Source organism: Agromyces sp. GXQ0307, assembly GCF_044769845.1.
In the GTDB taxonomy this organism is placed as follows: Bacteria; Actinomycetota; Actinomycetes; order Actinomycetales; family Microbacteriaceae; genus Agromyces.
On the sequence record NZ_JBIZVY010000001.1, the window covers coordinates 641,379 to 659,901 of the forward strand.

At 71.8% G+C, this 18,523-nt stretch carries 17 protein-coding genes; 6 read left to right on the forward strand and 11 right to left on the reverse strand.

Going from position 1 to position 18,523, the window contains the following annotated elements; translation table 11 throughout:
• Nucleotides 1-21: 21 nt before the first annotated feature.
• Nucleotides 22-1,455 carry a GNAT family N-acetyltransferase gene (locus ACIQH8_RS02960; RefSeq protein WP_400994565.1) on the forward strand — a complete coding sequence of 478 codons (1,434 nt, stop codon included), beginning with the start codon at nucleotides 22-24 and terminating at the stop codon, nucleotides 1,453-1,455.
• 9 nt (nucleotides 1,456-1,464) lie between these two features.
• Here ACIQH8_RS02960 and ACIQH8_RS02965 read toward each other — a convergent pair whose 3' ends face one another.
• The 4 genes from ACIQH8_RS02965 to ACIQH8_RS02980 form a co-directional block, all read right to left on the reverse strand.
• Nucleotides 1,465-2,598: an AI-2E family transporter gene (locus ACIQH8_RS02965; RefSeq protein WP_400994568.1), complete on the reverse strand. Its 1,134-nt coding sequence runs from the start codon at nucleotides 2,596-2,598 to the stop codon at nucleotides 1,465-1,467.
• 69 nt (nucleotides 2,599-2,667) lie between these two features.
• Nucleotides 2,668-3,747, reverse strand: coding sequence for a serine/threonine-protein kinase (locus tag ACIQH8_RS02970; protein ID WP_400994570.1), 1,080 nt, complete (start codon nucleotides 3,745-3,747; stop codon nucleotides 2,668-2,670).
• 353 nt (nucleotides 3,748-4,100) lie between these two features.
• Nucleotides 4,101-4,523: a MarR family winged helix-turn-helix transcriptional regulator gene (locus ACIQH8_RS02975; protein WP_400994572.1), complete on the reverse strand. Its 423-nt coding sequence runs from the start codon at nucleotides 4,521-4,523 to the stop codon at nucleotides 4,101-4,103.
• Nucleotides 4,524-4,733: 210 nt separating this feature from the next.
• Nucleotides 4,734-5,447, reverse strand: coding sequence for an NUDIX hydrolase (locus ACIQH8_RS02980; RefSeq protein ID WP_400994574.1), 714 nt, complete (start codon nucleotides 5,445-5,447; stop codon nucleotides 4,734-4,736).
• A 35-nt stretch (nucleotides 5,448-5,482) separates the two neighbouring features.
• Here ACIQH8_RS02980 and ACIQH8_RS02985 point away from each other — a divergent pair, with 35 nt between their 5' ends.
• Entirely contained in the window at nucleotides 5,483-6,295 is an 813-nt protein-coding gene (locus tag ACIQH8_RS02985) for an MBL fold metallo-hydrolase (protein WP_400994577.1), read from the forward strand.
• A 27-nt stretch (nucleotides 6,296-6,322) separates the two neighbouring features.
• On the opposite strand, the gene ACIQH8_RS02990 is transcribed toward ACIQH8_RS02985, so the two are convergent.
• From ACIQH8_RS02990 to ACIQH8_RS03005, 4 genes are all read right to left on the reverse strand, one after another.
• Nucleotides 6,323-7,129 (reverse strand): TerC family protein, encoded by an 807-nt coding sequence (locus ACIQH8_RS02990; RefSeq protein ID WP_400994579.1) that lies wholly within the window; start codon nucleotides 7,127-7,129, stop codon nucleotides 6,323-6,325.
• A 53-nt stretch (nucleotides 7,130-7,182) separates the two neighbouring features.
• Nucleotides 7,183-8,748, reverse strand: coding sequence for a lipase maturation factor family protein (locus tag ACIQH8_RS02995; RefSeq protein ID WP_400994581.1), 1,566 nt, complete (start codon nucleotides 8,746-8,748; stop codon nucleotides 7,183-7,185).
• Between the two features lie 49 nt (nucleotides 8,749-8,797).
• Nucleotides 8,798-9,091, reverse strand: coding sequence for a hypothetical protein (locus ACIQH8_RS03000; RefSeq protein ID WP_400994584.1), 294 nt, complete (start codon nucleotides 9,089-9,091; stop codon nucleotides 8,798-8,800).
• A 176-nt stretch (nucleotides 9,092-9,267) separates the two neighbouring features.
• Nucleotides 9,268-9,843: an NADPH-dependent F420 reductase gene (locus tag ACIQH8_RS03005; protein ID WP_400994587.1), complete on the reverse strand. Its 576-nt coding sequence runs from the start codon at nucleotides 9,841-9,843 to the stop codon at nucleotides 9,268-9,270.
• Nucleotides 9,844-9,958: 115 nt separating this feature from the next.
• Between ACIQH8_RS03005 and ACIQH8_RS03010 the strand changes: the two genes are divergently transcribed.
• Nucleotides 9,959-10,480: a MarR family winged helix-turn-helix transcriptional regulator gene (locus tag ACIQH8_RS03010; protein ID WP_400994590.1), complete on the forward strand. Its 522-nt coding sequence runs from the start codon at nucleotides 9,959-9,961 to the stop codon at nucleotides 10,478-10,480.
• Between the two features lie 199 nt (nucleotides 10,481-10,679).
• On the forward strand, nucleotides 10,680-11,900 hold the full coding sequence (locus ACIQH8_RS03015; RefSeq protein WP_400994592.1) for a hypothetical protein: 1,221 nt from the start codon (nucleotides 10,680-10,682) through the stop codon (nucleotides 11,898-11,900).
• Between the two features lie 24 nt (nucleotides 11,901-11,924).
• Here ACIQH8_RS03015 and ACIQH8_RS03020 read toward each other — a convergent pair whose 3' ends face one another.
• Nucleotides 11,925-15,749, reverse strand: coding sequence for an adenylate/guanylate cyclase domain-containing protein (locus ACIQH8_RS03020; protein ID WP_400994594.1), 3,825 nt, complete (start codon nucleotides 15,747-15,749; stop codon nucleotides 11,925-11,927).
• A 115-nt stretch (nucleotides 15,750-15,864) separates the two neighbouring features.
• Here ACIQH8_RS03020 and ACIQH8_RS03025 point away from each other — a divergent pair, with 115 nt between their 5' ends.
• Together ACIQH8_RS03025 and ACIQH8_RS03030 are read left to right on the forward strand one after the other, a co-directional pair.
• Entirely contained in the window at nucleotides 15,865-16,488 is a 624-nt protein-coding gene (locus ACIQH8_RS03025) for a ClpP family protease (RefSeq protein WP_400994597.1), read from the forward strand.
• On the forward strand, nucleotides 16,485-17,105 hold the full coding sequence (locus tag ACIQH8_RS03030) for a ClpP family protease (protein ID WP_400994599.1): 621 nt from the start codon (nucleotides 16,485-16,487) through the stop codon (nucleotides 17,103-17,105). Before ACIQH8_RS03025 ends, ACIQH8_RS03030 begins: the two co-directional genes overlap by 4 nt.
• Here ACIQH8_RS03030 and ACIQH8_RS03035 read toward each other — a convergent pair.
• Nucleotides 17,087-17,491 carry a helix-turn-helix domain-containing protein gene (locus ACIQH8_RS03035; protein ID WP_400994602.1) on the reverse strand — a complete coding sequence of 135 codons (405 nt, stop codon included), beginning with the start codon at nucleotides 17,489-17,491 and terminating at the stop codon, nucleotides 17,087-17,089. The two genes, ACIQH8_RS03030 and ACIQH8_RS03035, sit on opposite strands and share 19 nt — an antisense overlap.
• Nucleotides 17,492-17,675: 184 nt before the next feature.
• Nucleotides 17,676-18,437 (reverse strand): hypothetical protein, encoded by a 762-nt coding sequence (locus ACIQH8_RS03040; protein ID WP_400994605.1) that lies wholly within the window; start codon nucleotides 18,435-18,437, stop codon nucleotides 17,676-17,678.
• Nucleotides 18,438-18,523 lie beyond the last annotated feature (86 nt).

Genomic DNA, 18,523 nt, shown 5'->3' on the forward strand with positions numbered 1-18,523 from the left:
GAGCCTCGGTAGGCTGGATCGGTGTCGTTCGAACCCCGCTCCATCCCGGTCGATCCCGATGCCAAGGGCGCGCTCGCGTCGAAGGGACTCGACTACCGCCTGATCGACCCGAGCGACTCCGAGGCGCTCGAGGGCTGGATCGACGCCGACCACCGCGGGTTCCACCACGCCCGCCCGCGCGAGGTGACGCGCGAGTACGAGCGCCGCGTCATGGGCGAGCGCCGGTTGCACGGCGTCTTCGACCCCGGCGTCCCCGCCCCGTCCGTGCCGGTCGCGACGGTCTCGAGCTGGCCGACCGGCCTCAGTGTCCCCGGCGGCCGGAGCGTCGACGGCTGGGCGGTCAGCTCGGTCACGGTCTCCCCCACGCACCGGCGCCGCGGGATCGCCCGCGCGATGATGGAGGCCGAGCTCCGCTCGGCGCAGCGTGCCGGCGCCGCGGTCGCGATGCTCACCGTCACCGAGGCGACGATCTACGGGCGCTACGGTTACGCGCCCGCGGCGCGGGCGACGACCCTCGAGGTCGACCGCCGGCGCGCCCGGTGGGTGGGCCCGACGGCGCCCGGCCGCGTCCACTTCGTCGAGCCGGCCACGCTCCCCGATGCCGCCGCGGCGATCTCGCGACGAGCGGTGGCGCGCACGCCCGGTGAGATCGACCGCTGGCCGGGCCTGCTCGACAAGATGCTCGGCCTCGTCGATCCGGAGTCCGACGCGTCGCGTGCGCTGCGCGCCATCCGCTACGACGACGAGCACGGCCAGCCGCAGGGCTTCGCCACGTTCCGGGTCACGCGCGAGCCGAACGAGCCCGGGTGGGCCGAGTTCGACGTGTTCGCCGCCGCGACGGATGACGCCGAGCGTGCGCTCTGGCGTGTGCTGGTCGAGCAGGACTTCGTCACGGGCGTCCGCGGGCGACTCCGTTCGGTCGACGAGCCGATCGAGTGGCTCCTCGAGGACCCGCGGGCCGTGTCGGTGCGTGAGACGACCGATCACCTGTGGGTGCGCATCGTCGATGCGGCCGCCGCGCTCGGCGCCCGCCGGTACGGCGCGGCGGGCGAGCTCGTGCTCGACATCGACGATCCGCTCGGCTACGCCGCAGGCCGTTACACGCTGCTCGCGTCGGCCGACGGGCGTGCGGTCGTGCACGTCCCTCGCTCCGACGGGTCGACGGATGCCGCGGGCGACGGAACCCCGGCCGCCTCCGCCGCACCGAAGCGCGAGCGGTCCCGTGCCCGGGCCGCGGGTGTGGAGGGCGCGGGTTCCCGCGCCGCGGCGCGGGCGGCGGAGCCGCGGTCGCTGAAGTTGGACGTGCGCGACCTCGCGTCGATCTACCTCGGTGGCGTGCGTCCGTCGGTGCTCGCCCGGGCGGGGCGGATCGCGGCGTCGTCGAACGGCGCCCTCGAGCTGGCCGACCGGATGTTCGCGTCGACGCGAACGCCGCACCTCAGCATCTGGTTCTGAGCGAGCTCGTCACGCTGCGTCCTGCCGGGGGAAGATCACCTTCTCGACGATGATGATGAGCGACGCGGCGACGGGGATGGCGACGAGCGCGCCGAGCACGCCGCCGAGCGTCCCGCCCGCGACCGCCGCGATCACGACGAGCGCGCCCGGCACCGCGACGGCGCGACTCATGATCCGCGGGCTCAGCACGTAGGCCTCGAGCTGCATGTAGACCAGGTAGTAGATGCCGGCGGCCAGGCCGGTCGCGGGCGACGCGGTCAGGCTCACGAGGGTGATGATGACGGCGCCGGTGAGCGTGCCGACGAGCGGAACGAGCGAGCAGATGAACGCGACGAACGCCAGGAAGATCGGTGCGGGCGCACCGATGATCGAGAGGAAGATCAGGCTCAGCACGCCGTTGATCGACGCGAGGCCGACCTGCCCGATCACGTAGCGGCCGACCGAGCCGGTGACCTCCTGCGAGACGTCGACGAAGCCGTTGCGGGAGGATGCCGGGACGAAACGCGCCGCGTACCGCTTCATCGCGTCGAGCGAGGCGAGGAAGTACAGGGTGAGGATCAGGACGATCGTCGCGCCGGTGAACCCGCCCGCGATGCCGGCGCCGACCGCCAGGATCCCCCCGGTCAGCGCACCGATGTTGTCCGGGTTGCCCAGCCAGTCGCCGATCGACGCGATGCCGTCCTCGATCCAGGTGCTGCTGCCGGTCAACGAACCGATCCACGCCACGAGGTCGCTCTGCTTCAGGTCGTCGACGATCTGCTCCCAGTTCGTGACGACCTCGGTGATCTGCGTGACGACGATCGGCACGATGGTGGCGATGAGCCCGATGAAGAGGCCGATGACGAATGCGAACACGATGAGGATCGCAACCCATCGCGGCATCCCCCGGCGCTGCAGCCAGCTCACGATCGGGTCGAGGCCGAGCGCGAGGAAGAGCGCGAGCGCGATGTACAGGATGACGGTGCTGAGCTGTCCGACGATCCCGCCCACGAAGAGCGCGACGAGCACGCCGAGGGCGCCGATGAACCCGATCCGGAAGGCGCGTACGCGCACCTCCGGGGCGCTCGGGTCCCGATCGGCGGTCACCTCGGCCTGCACCGCCGGCTCGGGCTTCTGGATGGCACCGGCCACGCGTCTCCACATGGCTGCGACGCTACGCCTGAGACCCGTCGGGGTGCGGTCGGCTCGCCGCGCCGACCACCGCGATGGCCGTCACCCGATGAGGCCGGTGCTCGCGGCGATGCCGACGACGATCGCGATGCCCACGCCGATCACGCCGAGCACGATGCCCACGATGCCCGCCGAACGCCGGCGTCGGTCGGCCCCTGCGGCGGCGTCGCCGTTCGCCCGGGCCCACACGGGCAACCGGCCCTTGCGCACCTGCGTCTGCAGGATCATCAGCCGGATGAGATCGCGCATGGTGCTCGCGACGTCGTGGGCATTCGGCCGGACGGCCGGATCGTCGGCGGTCATGGCCCCCAGGATCGAGCGCCATTCGGGGCTGAGGTCGTCGGGGATCTCCGGCGGTCGGTGCAGTCTGGCGAGCGCAGCCTCGATGGGTGTGCCGGTGTACTCGCGTTCGCCCTTCAACGCCTCGAGGAGTACCAGGCCGAGCGAGTAGATGTCCGTCGCCGCCGTGACCTCCTCGCCGCGCGCCTGCTCGGGCGAGATGTACGCGGCGGTGCCCATGATGGTGCCGTGGCCGGTGAGCCTCGTCCCGTCGACGAACTGCGCGACGCCGAAGTCGGCGAGGCGGGTCATCAGCGTGTAGCCGAAGGTGGGCACCTCGCTGACGAGGATGTTCTCCGGCTTGACGTCGCGATGGACGACGCCGCGGCCGTGCACGTAGCTGAGGACGTCGGCGACCTGCGCGCCGATGTCGGCGACCTGGCGGGGCTTCAACGGCCCCTCGGCGATGCGGTGCGCGAGCGAGAGTCCGTCGACGAGTTCCATCACGAGGTAGCGACGCTCGATGCCGGCATGGATCAGGCGGCCGGCGTCATGGACGGGCACCAGGCCGACATGCGTCAGCCCGCTGAGCAGCTTGATCTCGCGTTCGCGTCGCTGCTGGTCGGCGACGGTCTCCTCGCCCTCGCGGAAGAGCTTGACGGCGACGTGCCGACCGAGTTCGTTGTCGCGCGCGCGATAGACGTCGGCCATGCCGCCGGAACCGATGTGCTCGAGGAACTCGTACCGCGGGGCGGGCTCGGCGGGGCTCGCCTGCTGCGGGGCGGGCGCGTCGTAGCCGGGCGCGGGAGCCGGGCGCGGCGTCACGGCGGGGACGACGGGCATGGCGGCCGGATCGGTCCGGACGCTCGGGTCGAGCGGCCGGAGCGGCCCGGAATCGTGTCCGATCGCGGGATCGGTCCGGCGCGTCGGATCGGTGCGGACGCCCACGCCGGGCAAGCCGACCGGACCCGGCGGCGAGGCCGGGCCGTCAATGGGGTTGGACCCGTGCATCCGCGGCCTCTTCTCCTCGGCCGTCGGCCGACTCAGGTGCTGTCCGACTGCTGTGTGACAGTTTCGCTAGTTTATCTAACTAGCATCTTCCGGGACAACTGCTTTCGAGAAGTATCAGCCACCGCGAGCGGCACGACAATTCCCGCATGCGGGGTTGACAGAACGACCGCGGGGCAACAGCGTCGTCAGCGGGCCGTGGCCGAGCGCGCCGCGTCGATCGCGGTGACCGGCGCGGCCTGCGCCTCCTCGCCGCGCACGTCGCGCACACTGTCGACCGCCTCGCGCATCGACCCCAGGAAGTCGAGCACCGCGACGGCCTCGTCCGGCTCGAGTCCCTCCGCCACCTCGATCATCCGGCGGTGCATGTCGCCGAGGGTGGCACGCACCTCGTCGTCGCTGGCGATGGTCGGCGCGATCACGAGCGCGCGACGGTCGGTCGGATGGGGGCGGCGCTCGACGTGCCCGCTGCGGACCAGTCGGTCGATGAGGACCGTCGTCGACGCCGAGGAGATGCCGAGGTAGGCGGCGAGGTCCTTCGGACTGACCGTACGGCCCTCCCCCTCCCGCTTCAGCAGATGACGGATGGCGAGGAGGTCCGTCTCCCCCATGCGCATCGCCGAACGGGTTCTTCGGCGCATCGCCGCTTCGGCCGCGCGATAATCGCGCAGCGCATTCAGGACCGCGACCCCTCTTCGGGTGCGATCGGCGGAATACCAGTACCCCGAGGATCGCTCGTCAGACATCCCGCCGATACTACACGAACTCGTTACTAGACCGTCTAGCGAATCCGGTCGCCCAGAGCGCGTTCGCGACGATGGTCAGAAGGAGTGCAGGTACACCCAGGGCAGCCGGTCCATCATCAGCCGGTGGCGCGGACCGTCGGCATCGGGCCCGTCGTCGGGCACCGCGCGATGCGCCCGGTCGTCCGTGTGGAAGTGCTCGTCCTCCTGCCAGTACAACGTGGTCCGATCGTCGTCGAAACGACCGACGTAGGCGCGCAGCTCGTGCGCGTCGAGCTGCGCGAGCGCCGCACCCACATCCGTCGCGTTCCGGAGTCCGTGCAGCGTCACCCAGGTCGGCGGGAAGAGGGTCATCGCCCCGTCGGCGTGGTGCTCGAGCGCCTCGGTCGGCGTCAACCATTCGACCCGGAGCAGTTCGTCGGTCGCGAGCCGGACCTCGGCCTCGGGCGCGCGCGCCGCGAAGAACCGCGTCCGCATCCGCTTCGGCACACCCTTCGGCGGGCTCCACAGCGCGAACTCGACGAGGTCGTCGACGCCGAGCTCGAGCCCGACCTCCTCGAACGTCTCCCGCACCGCGGCCCGCCGCGCCGCGGCCGGCGAGTCGATCGGATCACCCGCCGCATCCGCCTCGTCGACCGCCCCGCCCGGGAACACCCACGCCCCCGCGAACGATCCTCGGTGATTGCGTTCGCCGAGGAGCACCTCGACACCTCGGACGCCCTCGCGCAGGATCACGACCGTGGCCGCCGACCCGACGGTCGGTTCGCCGTCGGAGTCCACCTCGCCCTGCATGCCGATCAGGATACGCCGGTGGCTACACTTCGGACATGGCCGAGACCGCCGCTGCTCCCCCGCTCCCCGACGGCGTGGCCCTCGTGCGAGCGCCGAACCCGGGGCCGATGACGCTGGACGGCACGAACTCCTGGGTGCTGCGGACCGGCGGCGCGGGCGGCTCGGTCGTCGTCGATCCGGGGCCGGCGGATGCGGCGCACCTCGAGCGGCTCGCCGAGGGCGGCGTCGAGCTGGTGCTCGTCACCCACCGCCATCCCGACCACACCGACGCGGTCGACCGGTTCGCCGAGCTCACCGGCGCGCCCGTCCGGGCGATCGACCCGGTCTGGTGCCGCGCCGCCGAGCCGCTCGCCGACGGCGAGACCATCACGGCCGGCGGCTTCCGACTCGAGATCCTCGCGACGCCGGGTCACACGTCGGACTCGATGTGCGTGGCACTCCGCAGGCCCGATGAGACGGATGCCGCGCCGCTCGCCGTGCTCACCGGCGACACCGTCCTCGGGCGCGGCACCACGATCATCGCCCACCCCGACGGCGCGCTCGGGCCGTACCTCGAGGCCCTCGACCGGCTGCTCACGATCGGCATCTCCGCCGCCGCCTCGGGCGACCGGGTCGCGGTGCTGCCCGGGCACGGTCCAGCGCTCCCCGACCTCGCGGCGATCTGCGACGCCTACCTCGCCCATCGCGCCGAGCGGCTCGACCAGGTCCGGGCCGCGCTCGCGCGGCTGGGCGATGCCGCGACCGTCGAGACCGTGACCGACACGGTGTACGTCGACATCGACCCCGCGGTGCGGGGCGCCGCCGAGGCATCCGTCAGGGCGCAGCTCGACTACCTGCGCGGCGCCTGAGCCGGCCGCGACGGCGGGCGCCGGCGCTCAGTCGCGATGCGCGGGCTCGAGCGCCGTCCCCGTGTCGTCGACGTACTGCTGATGCAGGTGCACCGGCTCAGCCGGCTTCTCACCCGCACGCTTCCGCTTGCGGGCCGCGGCTGCGAGGTTCAGCGCCTCGACGAAGATCGCGAAGGCCATGGGCACGTAGATGAGCGCCTTGTCGATCTTGACGCCGAACCCGTCGGCGACGAGGAACACGCCGATGAGGAGGAGGAACGACAGCGCGAGCATCTTCACCGTCGGGTGGCGGTTGACGAACGCGAAGATGTAGCGCGCTGCGACGAGCATGATGCCGAACGAGAGCACGACGACCGTGATGATGACGATCATGTTCTCGGTCATGCCGACCGCGGTGATCACGGAGTCGAGCGAGAACACGATGTCCAGCGCGAGGATCTGCGCGATCACGGCGCCGAACGTCGCCGTGCCGGCGCCGGTCGTGTGCTCCTCGTCGCCCTCGAGCTTGTGGTGGATCTCGGAGACGGCCTTGTAGACGAGGAAGACACCGCCCGCGATGAGGATCAGGTCGCGACCGGAGAAGCCCATGCCCCAGAGCTCGAACAGGTCCTCCTTCAGCGTGATGATCCAACCGGCGGCGAACACCAGTCCGATGCGCATGAGCATCGCGAGCGTCAGGCCGAGGTTGCGGGCCCTCGCCTGCTGCTCGACCGGCAGCTTCGCGGCGAGGATCGAGATGAAGATCACGTTGTCGACGCCGAGCACGACTTCGAGCACGAACAGGGTCAGGAACACGGCCAGCAGGTCGGGCGTGAACTCGAGGGAGAAGTCCATTCGGCCATTCTCTCCGACGCGAGACCGGATTCATGCCGGTCGATGCATGGTGTTCATCCGACGTCGCGGTCGGGGCCGGCGGGTTCGTCGAGCGTGAGCGGCGGTATCGCGGTGCCGAGCGGATGTCGCATCCAGACCTGCCCCGTTCGGCGGCGCTCCGATCGCGTGCTGAACCGGTAGAGCTCGGTGCGGGCCCGCACCGATCGCGGCCGTGCGCCGTCGAACGGGTCGTGCGCGAGCAGGCGAAGCGTCGCGGCATCCGCCTCGAGCAGTCGCTCGAGGAACCGCTGGAACCACGCCTCCTCGATGCGGCCGAGCGGCAGGAACCACATGAGCCAGTCCAGGCGGAGGTGGTACGGCGCGTACTGGCGCGGAATCCGGCGCGCATCGCCGGGTTTGCCCTTGAAGCCGTACTCGCGCCACTCCGCGGCCGGGTTCCGAGGGTCGTCGGCCGTGCCTTCGACGACGACCTCCACGCGTTGCCGGGTCACGGAACCGAACGCGCCGTATGCGTTGACCAGCATGTACCGGTCGAAGCTCGCGTTCATGAGCTGCCGCTTCGAGACGAGGTTCATGAGCGGATGGCGGCTGAGCCAGAGGATGAGCGCGGTGACGAGCAGCACGGTCGCGATCCACCACGGCGGGCTCGCCGCATCCGTCGGCGCCTCGATCGCGTCGCGCGGCGACCACGGCAGCAGCCACCGCACGACCCCGTCGCCGACCGCTCCGAAGGCGAGCACGATCGTGATCCAGTTCAGCCACGCGAAGTTGCCGGTGATCACCAGCCACAGCTGCGTCCCGATGATGATCGCCGCCGCGATCGTTCGGACGGGCTGCGGGGCGAACAGCAGGAACGGCACGACGAGCTGCGCGGCGTGGTTGCCGATCACCTCCAGCCGGTGGAACCACGCGGGCAGGAGATGGGCCTGGCGGCTGAGCGGTCCCGGCATCGGCTGGGTCTCGTGGTGGTAGTACAGCGCGGTGAGATCGCGCCAGGCCCGGTCGCCGCGGATCTTGATCATGCCCGCACCGAACTCGAGGCGGAAGACGAGCCACCAGACGAGCACCATCGTCGGCAGCGGCGGCGGAACCTCGCGCGACCCGAGGAAGGCGACGAGGAACCCTGCTTCGCAGAGGAGCATCTCCCAGCCGAAGCCGTAGAAGGTCTGGCCGACGCTCACGATCGACAGGTAGAGCGCCCACATGGCCAGGAAGGCGAGCATCGGCACCCACGGCGGGCCGAGCTGGGGCAACCCGATGACGACGGATACCGCGAGCACCATGCCGACGACGCACACCGCGACGAGGCGGGCGTCGGTGTAGCCCCATCGACGGAAGATCGTCGGCCCGAGGAACCCGCGACGTCGGGTGCGCCCGAGGCGGCCCACGTGCTCGCCCGCACGCTCCGCGCGCTCGCGCAGGCGCCGTTCCGCGTCGTCGACCGCACGCAGCAGGGTCGGGACCGGAAGCAGTCCGCGGTCGCCGAGCAGTGGCCGGAACTGGTTCAGTGTCGACAGGAACGCGACGAGGAAGAGGGCCGCGATGCCGCGCTGCAGCACCTCGCGCGCGAGGTCGGCGTCGCGTGCGTCGAACCAGGCGAACCAGTCGGTCCAGTCCACGCGCTCACGCTAGCCGCGCTGCCCGGAGCCGCCCGGGTCGAACGGCCTCTCAGGCCGGCGGGTTCGCGGGGTCGACCGTTTCGACGGTCTCCTCCTCGACTTCGTTGTCGGCCTCGAGGTCGTTCGCGTCGGGGGCGGGCTCCGGGCCCGTGTCGCCGACGCCGCCGGCCGCGGTCTGCTCGGCATCGCGCGCCTCGCGCTCCGCCGCCTCTTCGCCGGGGAACGCGCTCGCGAGGCCCGCGGTGTTGATCGTCCCGGTGAGGTCGGGTGTGTCGGGGTTGAGGTCTCCGGCTGGTCCCAGTCGGTCCTGCCCCTCCCAGGGGTTCAGCGGGTCGCCGTTCATGTCGTGCTCCTCCCGGCGTTCGGTGCTTCCGGCATCGCGGTCGCAGACCGCGATCCGTCTCCTCAACGTTCCTCCCGGCCGGGAATGGAGTCAACGGGTTGCGTCGGCGTGGCTCGGAAGGCAAGGGCAGCGCCCCCGGAGCCGATGACTCCGAAGGCGCTGCGCGAGGGACCGGCTCAGGCGACGAGCGCGACGCCGGCGTTCCAGCCGACCTTCTCCTGCACGGCGAGCGTGAGCTGCAGGAAGCCGACCGACTCGAGCTCGCGAGCGCGCGCCAGCGCGCCGGCGTCGACCGCGTTCACGCCGCCGGCGCGAACGACGTCGAGGAGGGCCCGCTTGGCGAGCTCGTCGTCGCCGGCGACCAGCACCGTGGTGGGCTGGGTGCCGCCGACGGTCTTCGCGGCGAGCGTCGCGGCGAAGTTCGTGTTGAAGGCCTTCACCACGCGCGCCTCGGGCAGGGCTGCGGCGATGACGGCCGCGGCCGAACCGTCGGCGGGGACGACGAGCGAGTCGAAGGTCTCGAAGTCCAGCGGGTTCGTGATGTCGACGACGACCTTGCCGACGAGCTGCTCGCGGCGCGCCTCGATGATCTCGCCGACCGCCGGGTACGGCACGGCGAGGACGACGATGTCGCCCGTCACCGGCTCGGCCGCGTCGCGGCCGAGGTACTCGACGGTGTTTCCTCCGGCCGCCACGATGCCGCCGATGGCGGTGCCCATGTTGCCGTTCCCGATGATGCTGACGGTCGTCATGATGTCCTTCCCGCGCCGTGCGACGCGATAACTTGTCGCAACAAGCTTGTCGCGACAACCAACACGATAGCCACATTCAGTTGTCGCGTCAACTGAATGTGCGAGGATGTCGGACATGACGGATGACACGCGCTGGCTCGACACCGAGGAATCGGCCGCCTGGGTGCGGCTCGTCGCGCTCACCGAGCTCCTGCCCGGCGTCCTCGACCAGCAGCTCCTGCACGACGTCCAGTTGACGCACTTCGAGTACGCCGCCCTCATGGCGCTCGCATCGGCACCCGACCGGACCATGCGGATGACCTCCCTCGCCGCTCGCACGAACGCGACGCTCCCCCGGCTCTCCCACGTCGCCCGACGGCTCGAGGAACGCGGGTTGATCCGGCGCTTCCCCTGCCCGACCGACCGCCGTGCGACGAACGCGACCATCACCGACTCCGGCCTCGAGCTCATCACGGAGGCGGCGCCAGGCCACGTCGAGACCGTGCGGCAGTACGTGCTCGATGCGCTCTCGCCCGACCAGCTCCGGCAGCTCTACGAGATCGCCGGCGCCGTGCTCGGCCGACTCGATCCCGACGAGCGACTCACCGCGACCGCGTGCCAGTTCAGCGAGGGTCCCGCGGTCGCGCGCGCCGGCTGAGCGCCCGGCCGGGAGGGGCCAACCGGATCGCGCATCCGGTGAAGGCCGGTCCATCGCCCGGGTCGCGGAATGGTCACGATCGCGGTCGCACCCCCAGTACGCGGGTCGTGGCGAGACGGACGCGTCGATAGCATGAGCGCATTCGTGACCTCGGGTGCCATCCCCGCGCCCGGATCACCTGCGCTCCAGGAGGCCCAGGATGAACACGGCTCGATCACTCGCACTCCTCGCTGCGGCGTCCGCGGCGCTCGCCCTCGGCATCGGAGCCACGGCGCTGAGCGCAACCGGGACGACCGAGGAGACCCTCCGGCTGCATCTCGGCAGCGACGGCACACGGTTCGTCTACAGCAACGGCGGCGACCCGATCACCCAGACCATCGGCACGCCGAAGAACTGCCAGATCACCGTGGAGGGTCCACTCGCCTCCATCGACGGCAGCGACCGCGGTCCGGGCCTGAAGGACGGCTCCATCGGCATCAAGACCGGCGGTTCCACCGGCGTGCCCTGCGCGCGCGTGGACACCACCGAATTCCTGGCCGTCGAGCTCGACGGCGTGCCCGATGCGGTGCGCGCGAGCCTCGACCTGGAGTTGAAGGGGTCGGTCCGGGTCGACGTCGTCGCCTCGAAGGGCGGCGTCGAGGTCGATACCTTCCAGGTCCGTTCCGGCGGCGGCATCATCTCCGGCGAGGGAACCGACGGGACCACGACCGCGCCGTACACCGCGACCGCGACGTCGGCAGCGCCGATCGTCAACTGCCGCAATGCGTCGGACTCCGGACCGGACTCCGGCCCGAATGACAACTGCTACGTGACGATCGAGCCGTCGTCCGAGTTCGACTCCGTCGAGTTGCGCCCGCTGAGCGGCGAGGTCTCGCTCGAGGGCAGCTGGGACTTCGGCAACGACCCCGCGTTCGACACCGTCTTCACCCTCGGCTCGGGCTTCGACGGCGAACTCGGCTGCACCGAGGAGAACAGCACCGCGACGATCGACGTCGGCACCGTCTACGGCAGCTTCACGCGGCTGGAGAACACCGACGGCTCCGAGTGCGTGCTGAAGCCGTACACGCTCGACGTGGACGTCGAGGCCGAGACGCTGAGCTTCGTGCCGATCGACGTCGTTCCGCCGCAGCCGGCCGCCTACGAGGGGACGGTGGCATTCGCGCCGAAGCCCTCGGCGAGCCCGTTCACCAACCGCCTGGAGTACGACCAAGACGACGACGGCCCGCTCGACTTCGTCGACATGCCCTGGTGCGCGGGCGATCCGTACGCGACCCCGGATGTACCCGGCTCGATCGACACCGGAGTGATCCCGTCCGGCCACACCTGGTGCATCGTCCAGGAGACCACCGGCATCTACTCGGCGACCGAGATGCGAACGACCTGGAGCGTCGTCGGCATCGGCGACCCGAAGATGCGCTGACCCGCCGCTCGCGATCGGCGACCGTCACCCTCGAGGGTTCGGCGTGGTGCCCACCACGCCGAGCCCTCGGAGGACCTCCTCCGCCTCGGCGCGGATCATCCGCGCCGCCGACGGATCCTCGCTGAGATCGGCCTCGATGATGCGGAGTTGCGCGATCTCGAACTCCAGCCCCTGCTCGCGCGCCTGCGCGAGTCCGACCGCGACCACGTCCCGCGCCTCCGCGGCACGACCGAGGGCGGCGAGCGCCAGCGCTCGCGTGCGCGCGATGGTGCTTCCGTAGAGCTCGGCCTCTCCACCCGCGCCCTCCTCCGCCTCGGCGAGCGTGCCCAGCGCCTCCTCGGGCCGCCCGTCGAGCACGAGCCCGTGGGCGACGAGGATCGCCGCCTCGATCGCCGACTGGACCTGGCCGGTGCGGACCGCCTCGGCATGGATGGAGACGAGGCGCTCCAGCGCCCCGTCGTCGCCTCGGAGCAGGAGCAACCGCGCCAGCTGGATCTCCGCGAAGATCGCGGCATCCACCAGTCCGTGCGCGCGGAGCACGCGGACCGAGGGCACGAGCACCTCCTCGGCCTCCGCGAACCGCGCCTGGCTGACGAGCACCTCGCCGATGTTCGCCCCGCACGTCGCCGCCTCCGCCTCGTTCCCCGCGCGGAGGAACGCATCGCGGGCGCGGGCGTAGAAGCCGACGGCGTCCTCCCACCGTCCCTGCCAGTAGGCCTGCCCCCCGAGGTTGTTCGTCACGACAGCCGTACCCGGCAGGTCGCCGAGCTCCTCGTAGATCGCGAGGGCACGCTCGCCGTAGACCGCCTTCGACGACTGGCCCAACATCACATAGGCCGCGTCGAGCACCTGGTACGACCTCGCCAGGGCCTCGCGCTCCCCGGACGCCTCGGCCTCCACCATCGCCTGCTCGGCGAGACGCACTGCGGCGGGCATGTGCTCCTGCAACTGCCGGATCTGCGCGTTCAGGGCGTTCAGCCGGGCGGTCGCGCCGAGCGCCTCGGCGCTCCCGATCTCCGCGACGAGGCGCCGACCGGTCGTGAGGTCCCGATACGCAGCGGCGTAGGCACCCGTGCGCGCCCGGGCGCGGGCGCGCTTCAACAGGACACCGGCGGAACGGATCGGATCCTCCCGGACGAGACGGCCGGCCTGCCGATAGGCCTCGACGGACTCCTCGAACAGGCCGGCCTGCTCGAGCACATCGCCGAGGGCCTCGGAGACGTCTGCGACCTGAGCGGGTGCCAGGTCGGCGACGTAGCGCGACGCGTTCATCGCTCGGCGATAGAAGGTCGCCGCTTCGAGGTTGGCGTAGATCTCCTTCGCGTGTTTCCCGGCATCACGCGAGGAGCTCCACGCCTCCGGCCATCGGTGGGCCTCCGAGTAGTGGATCGAGAGGAGCTCGACCTGCCCGGAGGTGTTCCCGGCGGATGCCGCGGCGATCGCGTCGCCGACCTGCGCGTGCAGTTCCCGACGAGTCTTGAACGGCAGGCCCGCATAGGCGACGTCGCGGATGAGGCTGTGCTGGAACTGCACCCATCCGCTCCGGTCGACGGAGAGGAATCCGCTGAGACGTCGCAGGGTCGTCACCTGCCGGCCGACGTCGGTCACGATCGCACCGAGCACGGCCGGCATGTGCTCCTGTCGGAAGCCGGCGCCGAGCACCGCGAGGCGCCGGAGGAGGTTGCGGTCGGCCGGCGGCAACCGGTCGATCCGCGCGGCGATGAGTCCCTCGATGGACTGCGGGAGGTAGTCGACCGCGGCGCCGCCGCGGAGCACCTGGAGCAGCTCGAGCAGGAAGAGCGGACTCCCCTCCGCTCTGGCGGCGAGCGCGGCCACCTGGTTCGGCAGCAGTGGGGTGCCCACCGTGGCCCGTTGGATCAGCTCGGTGGCCTGCGCGACGTCGAGCGGCGGCAGGTCGACGTGGGCGACCGCCGGCCCCTCGTCGGCCACGAAGCCCTGGTCGCCTGGCTGCCGGCTGACGATGATGAGCCAGGGTACGTCCTCGACCTGGGCGATGAGCGTCCCGAGGAGGTCCCTGGACGCCTCGTCCATCCACTGGCCCTCCTCGATGAGGAGGAGCGTGGGCTGGCGCACGGTGGCACGGAGCAGCTGCGCCACCGCAGCGCGGGTGCGGGCGGGGCGGAACTGGTCGTCGAGCTGCGCGACCTCCGGCGACTCCGGCAGCGTGAGCCCCAGCGGCGTGCCGATGAGCGCCAGCCAGGGCTCGAGATCGGGAGCGTGGGTGCGGACCAGCTCGGCGAGCGCAGCCCGGGTCGCCTCCGGGTCGAGGCCCTCCAACCCCCAGGCGGCCCGGAGCAGCGTTCGGAAGGGGAAGTACGGCGTCGCCTTCTGGTAGAGCCGGCACTCCGCGGTGATCACACGCTCTGGTCTGGCGGTGGCGCGCAGTTCCGCGAGGAGGCGGGACTTGCCCATGCCGACGTCGCCCGTGACGTCGATCATCCGACCGCGCCCCTCGCGGGCGTCGGCCCATGCCCCGGTGAGGACCGCCAGCTCGGCATCGCGGCCGATCAGCGGGGTGCCGCCGAACTGCTCGTTGGCACGGCTCCCTCTCGGCTCGCCCACGGAGTACGCCTGCACCGGCTGCTGCTTGCCCTTGACCGGGAACGGCTCGCACTCCGTGATCCGGAAGGTCGTGCGCGACGCCTCGAGCACGTTGCTCGTGACGAACGCCTCACCGGCCGGCGCCGCGGCCATGATGCGGGCGGCGAGGTTCACCGCGTCGCCCATGATGGTGTACGTCCGTCGGTACGCGGGACCGACGGCACCGGCGAAGACGTGCCCCGACGTGATGCCGAGCCGGACCGGAAGATCCTTGGGCGCTCCGTGTCGGATCTCCCGCGCTGTGAGCAGCATCTGCTCCTCGTTGTTCCCTGCGGTGTCGGGAACGCCCGCCGTGAGGATGATCTTCCCGCCGTCGGGGGCGATGTCGGTCGCGAGGAAGGTCACGCCGTGGTCGTCGACGCACCGCTGGACTTCCGCGACGAGGTCGTCGAGCACCTCGGCCGCGTGCTCCGGGTCGTCCGCGACCAGCCGGTCGAACCCCGCGTAGTGCAGGAAGGCGATGGCCGCGGGTCGGTGCTCCGGATCGATCGTGCCGCTCTGCAGCGTGCGGCGGAGCCCGACCGGCACGAACTGCCGCAGGTCGACCTCCGGCGACTCGGCGGCCAGGAATCCCGACTGCTCGACCTCCGGTCGGTGGCGCAGCAGTCGGCCGGGCCCACGCACGGCGCCCACGCTCGAGCGCGGCAGCAGGGCGGCGGTCTCGGGGCTCAGCAGGATCTGCGAGGCGGTCGCCGCCCCCTCCATCTCCACGGTTCGCGTGGCGCCCGGCCCCGCGACGATGAACTCCCGGTGCGAGCCGCCCACGAGGAAGAAGTCGAAGGTTCCGCTGTGCACGCCGATCGACATGCGCAGCGAGACGTTCCCCGCGCTCGTCGCGAACCCGTCGATCCGCCGCAGCTCGGAGCGCATGTCGTGCGCCGCGGCCGCCGCACGCAGGTGGTGGTCCTCCCCCGTGAACAGCAGGAGCTGGGCGTCGCCGCCGAACTTCAGCAGGTTCGCGCCGAAGGCGTACGCGGCGGGGAGCAGGCGGTCGAAGGTGCCGTCGATGACCTCCGTGACCTCCTCGGCACCGACGTTGCCGTACCGGGCGAGACGCTCCGACATGCGGGTGAATCCCGAGATGTCGACGAGCGCCATCGTCCCGTGCACCGATCGGTGCCGACGGCCGGGCGTCTCGTCATCCCAGTAGCGGACCATGCGCGGCACGTACGGCTGCAGCACGTCGACCCCGTCCGGGTCGGACGCGGCACGTCCGGTCGCGTTCATGTGGGAGACCTCCCTCCGTGTCAATCTAAGCCACGACCACGCGCGCTGCCCTGAGCAGCGCTGCCCTGAGCGGCATCGGCCCCGGACTGGGGGCGCGGAGGGCGAGGCTGGGCCCATGACCGATCGAGAGAGCCCACCCGTCCAGCCCATCGACGCCGAACTGACCCGGCGGCTCTTCCACGAGCGCATCATCGTGCTCGGCGACGAGCTCGACCAGGCCGGCGGCAACCGGATCTGCGCGCAGCTGGTCGCGCACGCGGCCGACGACCCGCGCCGCGACATCCGGTTCTGGATCAACTCGCCCGGCGGGTCGGTGCCCGCCATGCTCGCGATCCACGACGTGATGCGCGCCATCCCGAACGACGTGGCGACCATCGCGGTCGGCATGGCGGCGAGCGCGGGCCAGTTCCTGCTCACGGCCGGCACGCCCGGCAAGCGGGCCGCACTGCCGCACTCGCGGATCCTGCTCCACCAGGGATCGGCGGGCATCGGCGGCACCGCCGTCGACATCGAACTGCAGGCCGACGACCTCAGGTACACGCGCGACACCGTGCTCGGCCTGATCGCCCGGTACACCGGGCAGTCCGTCGAGCGCGTGCGCGAGGACTCGCTCCGCGACCGGTGGTACACCGCCGAGTCGGCCGTCGACTACGGCTTCATCGACCACGTGACGGAGCGGCTCGACGAGCTGTTCCCGCTCGAACCGCGCGCCGTCGCGGGGCTGGGGGTGCCGGCATGACCTCGTTCACGATCCCCTACGTCGTCGAGAAGCGCGGCGGTGTCGAGCGCTCGCTCGACGTGTACAGCCGGCTGCTCTCGGAGCGCATCGTCTACCTCGGCACCGAGATCGACGACGGCGTCGCGAACGTGCTCATCGCGCAGTTCCTGCACCTGGCCTCGGAGTCGAGCGAGACGCCGATCAGCCTGTACGTGAACTCCCCCGGCGGTTCGCCGAGCGCCGCGCTCGCGGTCTACGACACGATGCGGCACATCAGGGCGGATGTCGCGACGACGTGCGTCGGCCGTGCGGGCGGTCCCGCGGCCGTCCTCCTCGCCGGTGGTGCCCCCGGGCAGCGATCGATGCTGCCGCACAGCACGGTGACGCTGCACCAGCCGTCGACGCAGGGCCGCGGCACCGTGCCCGACCTGATCCTGCACGCCGACGAGGTCCTGCGGGTGCGCGCAGAGCTCGAGGCGGCGCTCGCGGCCGACACGGGTCGCAGTGCGGCATCGATCCGGACGGACACCGATCGCGACCTCATCCTGCCCGCGCGGGCCGCGGTCGACTACGGCCTCGCCGACCACGTGCTCAGCGCGCAGGTGCCCGTCGGTCTCGGTCAGGCGGCGAGGAGGTAGGCGTTCGTCGGCGCACCGCTCCCCGGGGCGACCGACGGGGCGATGTCGGACCGGTGCATCCCGGCGATCCCGCTCGCGGGGACACCGTGGATCTCGCGGAGCGCGAGCCGGCCGGCGACGCGGCCGACGACGTCGACGAGCTCGAGTCCGAGGGCGTCCGCGACGGCGCCGAGCACCTCCGACGAGGCCTCCTTCCGCCCCCGCTCGACCTCCGACAGGTACTGCGGCGACACCCCGGCGGTCCGTGCGACCTCCGTCAGGATGCGCTCCTGCTCGAGCCGCTCGTCGCGCAGCACGTCGCCGAGCACGTCCCGCCAGAGCGGCCTCGCCCGGCGCGGAACCCTCGTCTCGATGTGCTCGCCCGGGAACTCGATCGTCTCGCCCATGAGCCGAGGCTACGCACGGGGACGGTCGCGTGACAGGGCGATCCGCTCACAGCAGAACCGTCGCCACCGCGCGCCCGCGCGCCGTCTCGTACGTGAGGCCGCCCTTCGTGCCGGGCGGGATGAACGTCGCGCACTCGGCATCGCGGACGGCTCCGGCGATCGCGATCCCGGCAGTGCCGGGCGTTCAGAGCAGCCAGGGATCGATGCCCGGATCGTCCGCCCGCGGCGGGTCGGGGAGCGCGGGCGGCGGCGGCGTGCGGCGTCGCACGCGCGCCGTCATCCATCCCCGCAGGGCGCCGGCGGCGCCGGTCGACCCCGCGCCCATCCGCACGAACCCGCGCACGTCCGGCCCGGTCGGGATCTCCCCGGGCAACGACGCCGAGGCGACGATCCATCCCGGCATCCCGAGCAGGTCGAGCACGCGGGAGAGCCGCTCCGACTCGAACACGCTGTCGGAGTCGAGCGTCTCCGCGAGCACCTCCCCCAGCTCCTCGGAGGAATCCGGACGCCCGGCCGCCGTCGCGAAGGCCGCGGCGTACTCGGCGCCGAAGGGGTCGTCCAGCACCTCCTCGTCGGCGCCCGGCTCCCGCGAGGGGTCGCTCGAGTAGCGCCCGAGCTCCTCGTCGGCGCTCCACGCCGCGATCACGAGCTGGCGGTCCAGCCGCACGCGGAATGCGAACACGGTGGCGGCCAGCGCCTCGGCGAGCGCCGCCGCGGCGTCGAGCACGCCGCGTCGCCCGGAGGTGATCGTCCCGTCGCCCGGCACCGCGATCGCGACGAGCCAGCCGCGGTCGGGAGGAGCGAGCCATCCGCTGAACCCGAGCCGGCCGAGCGCCGCGAGGACCGCATCGCGCGACGCCGCCGGCGCCGGGACGAGCAGCGCCGCGTAGCTGTCGCCGCCCGGTTCGTCCGATTCCGCGGGGACGCCGGGCACGGGGAGGGTCATGTCCCGATCATCCCACCGGCGCAGCCGTGCCGCGGGCGTCGGCGTGAACCGGCGCCCGCGGCACGGGAACGGATCTCGAGCTCCGG

What these genes read in the sequence shown, in the direction of transcription:
- ACIQH8_RS02965 (WP_400994568.1), bottom strand. Translation starts at nt 2,598, where the DNA reads ATGTGGAGACGCGTGGCCGGTGCCATCCAGAAGCCCGAGCCGGCGGTG.
- ACIQH8_RS02970 (WP_400994570.1), bottom strand. Translation starts at nt 3,747, where the DNA reads ATGCCCGTCGTCCCCGCCGTGACGCCGCGCCCGGCTCCCGCGCCCGGC.
- ACIQH8_RS02975 (WP_400994572.1), bottom strand. Translation starts at nt 4,523, where the DNA reads ATGGGGGAGACGGACCTCCTCGCCATCCGTCATCTGCTGAAGCGGGAG.
- ACIQH8_RS02980 (WP_400994574.1), bottom strand. Translation starts at nt 5,447, where the DNA reads ATGCAGGGCGAGGTGGACTCCGACGGCGAACCGACCGTCGGGTCGGCG.
- ACIQH8_RS02985 (WP_400994577.1), top strand. Translation starts at nt 5,483, where the DNA reads ATGGCCGAGACCGCCGCTGCTCCCCCGCTCCCCGACGGCGTGGCCCTC.
- ACIQH8_RS02990 (WP_400994579.1), bottom strand. Translation starts at nt 7,129, where the DNA reads ATGGACTTCTCCCTCGAGTTCACGCCCGACCTGCTGGCCGTGTTCCTG.
- ACIQH8_RS03000 (WP_400994584.1), bottom strand. Translation starts at nt 9,091, where the DNA reads ATGAACGGCGACCCGCTGAACCCCTGGGAGGGGCAGGACCGACTGGGA.
- ACIQH8_RS03005 (WP_400994587.1), bottom strand. Translation starts at nt 9,843, where the DNA reads ATGACGACCGTCAGCATCATCGGGAACGGCAACATGGGCACCGCCATC.
- ACIQH8_RS03010 (WP_400994590.1), top strand. Translation starts at nt 9,959, where the DNA reads ATGACGGATGACACGCGCTGGCTCGACACCGAGGAATCGGCCGCCTGG.
- ACIQH8_RS03015 (WP_400994592.1), top strand. Translation starts at nt 10,680, where the DNA reads ATGAACACGGCTCGATCACTCGCACTCCTCGCTGCGGCGTCCGCGGCG.
- ACIQH8_RS03020 (WP_400994594.1), bottom strand. Translation starts at nt 15,749, where the DNA reads ATGAACGCGACCGGACGTGCCGCGTCCGACCCGGACGGGGTCGACGTG.
- ACIQH8_RS03025 (WP_400994597.1), top strand. Translation starts at nt 15,865, where the DNA reads ATGACCGATCGAGAGAGCCCACCCGTCCAGCCCATCGACGCCGAACTG.
- ACIQH8_RS03030 (WP_400994599.1), top strand. Translation starts at nt 16,485, where the DNA reads ATGACCTCGTTCACGATCCCCTACGTCGTCGAGAAGCGCGGCGGTGTC.
- ACIQH8_RS03035 (WP_400994602.1), bottom strand. Translation starts at nt 17,491, where the DNA reads ATGGGCGAGACGATCGAGTTCCCGGGCGAGCACATCGAGACGAGGGTT.
- ACIQH8_RS03040 (WP_400994605.1), bottom strand. Translation starts at nt 18,437, where the DNA reads ATGACCCTCCCCGTGCCCGGCGTCCCCGCGGAATCGGACGAACCGGGC.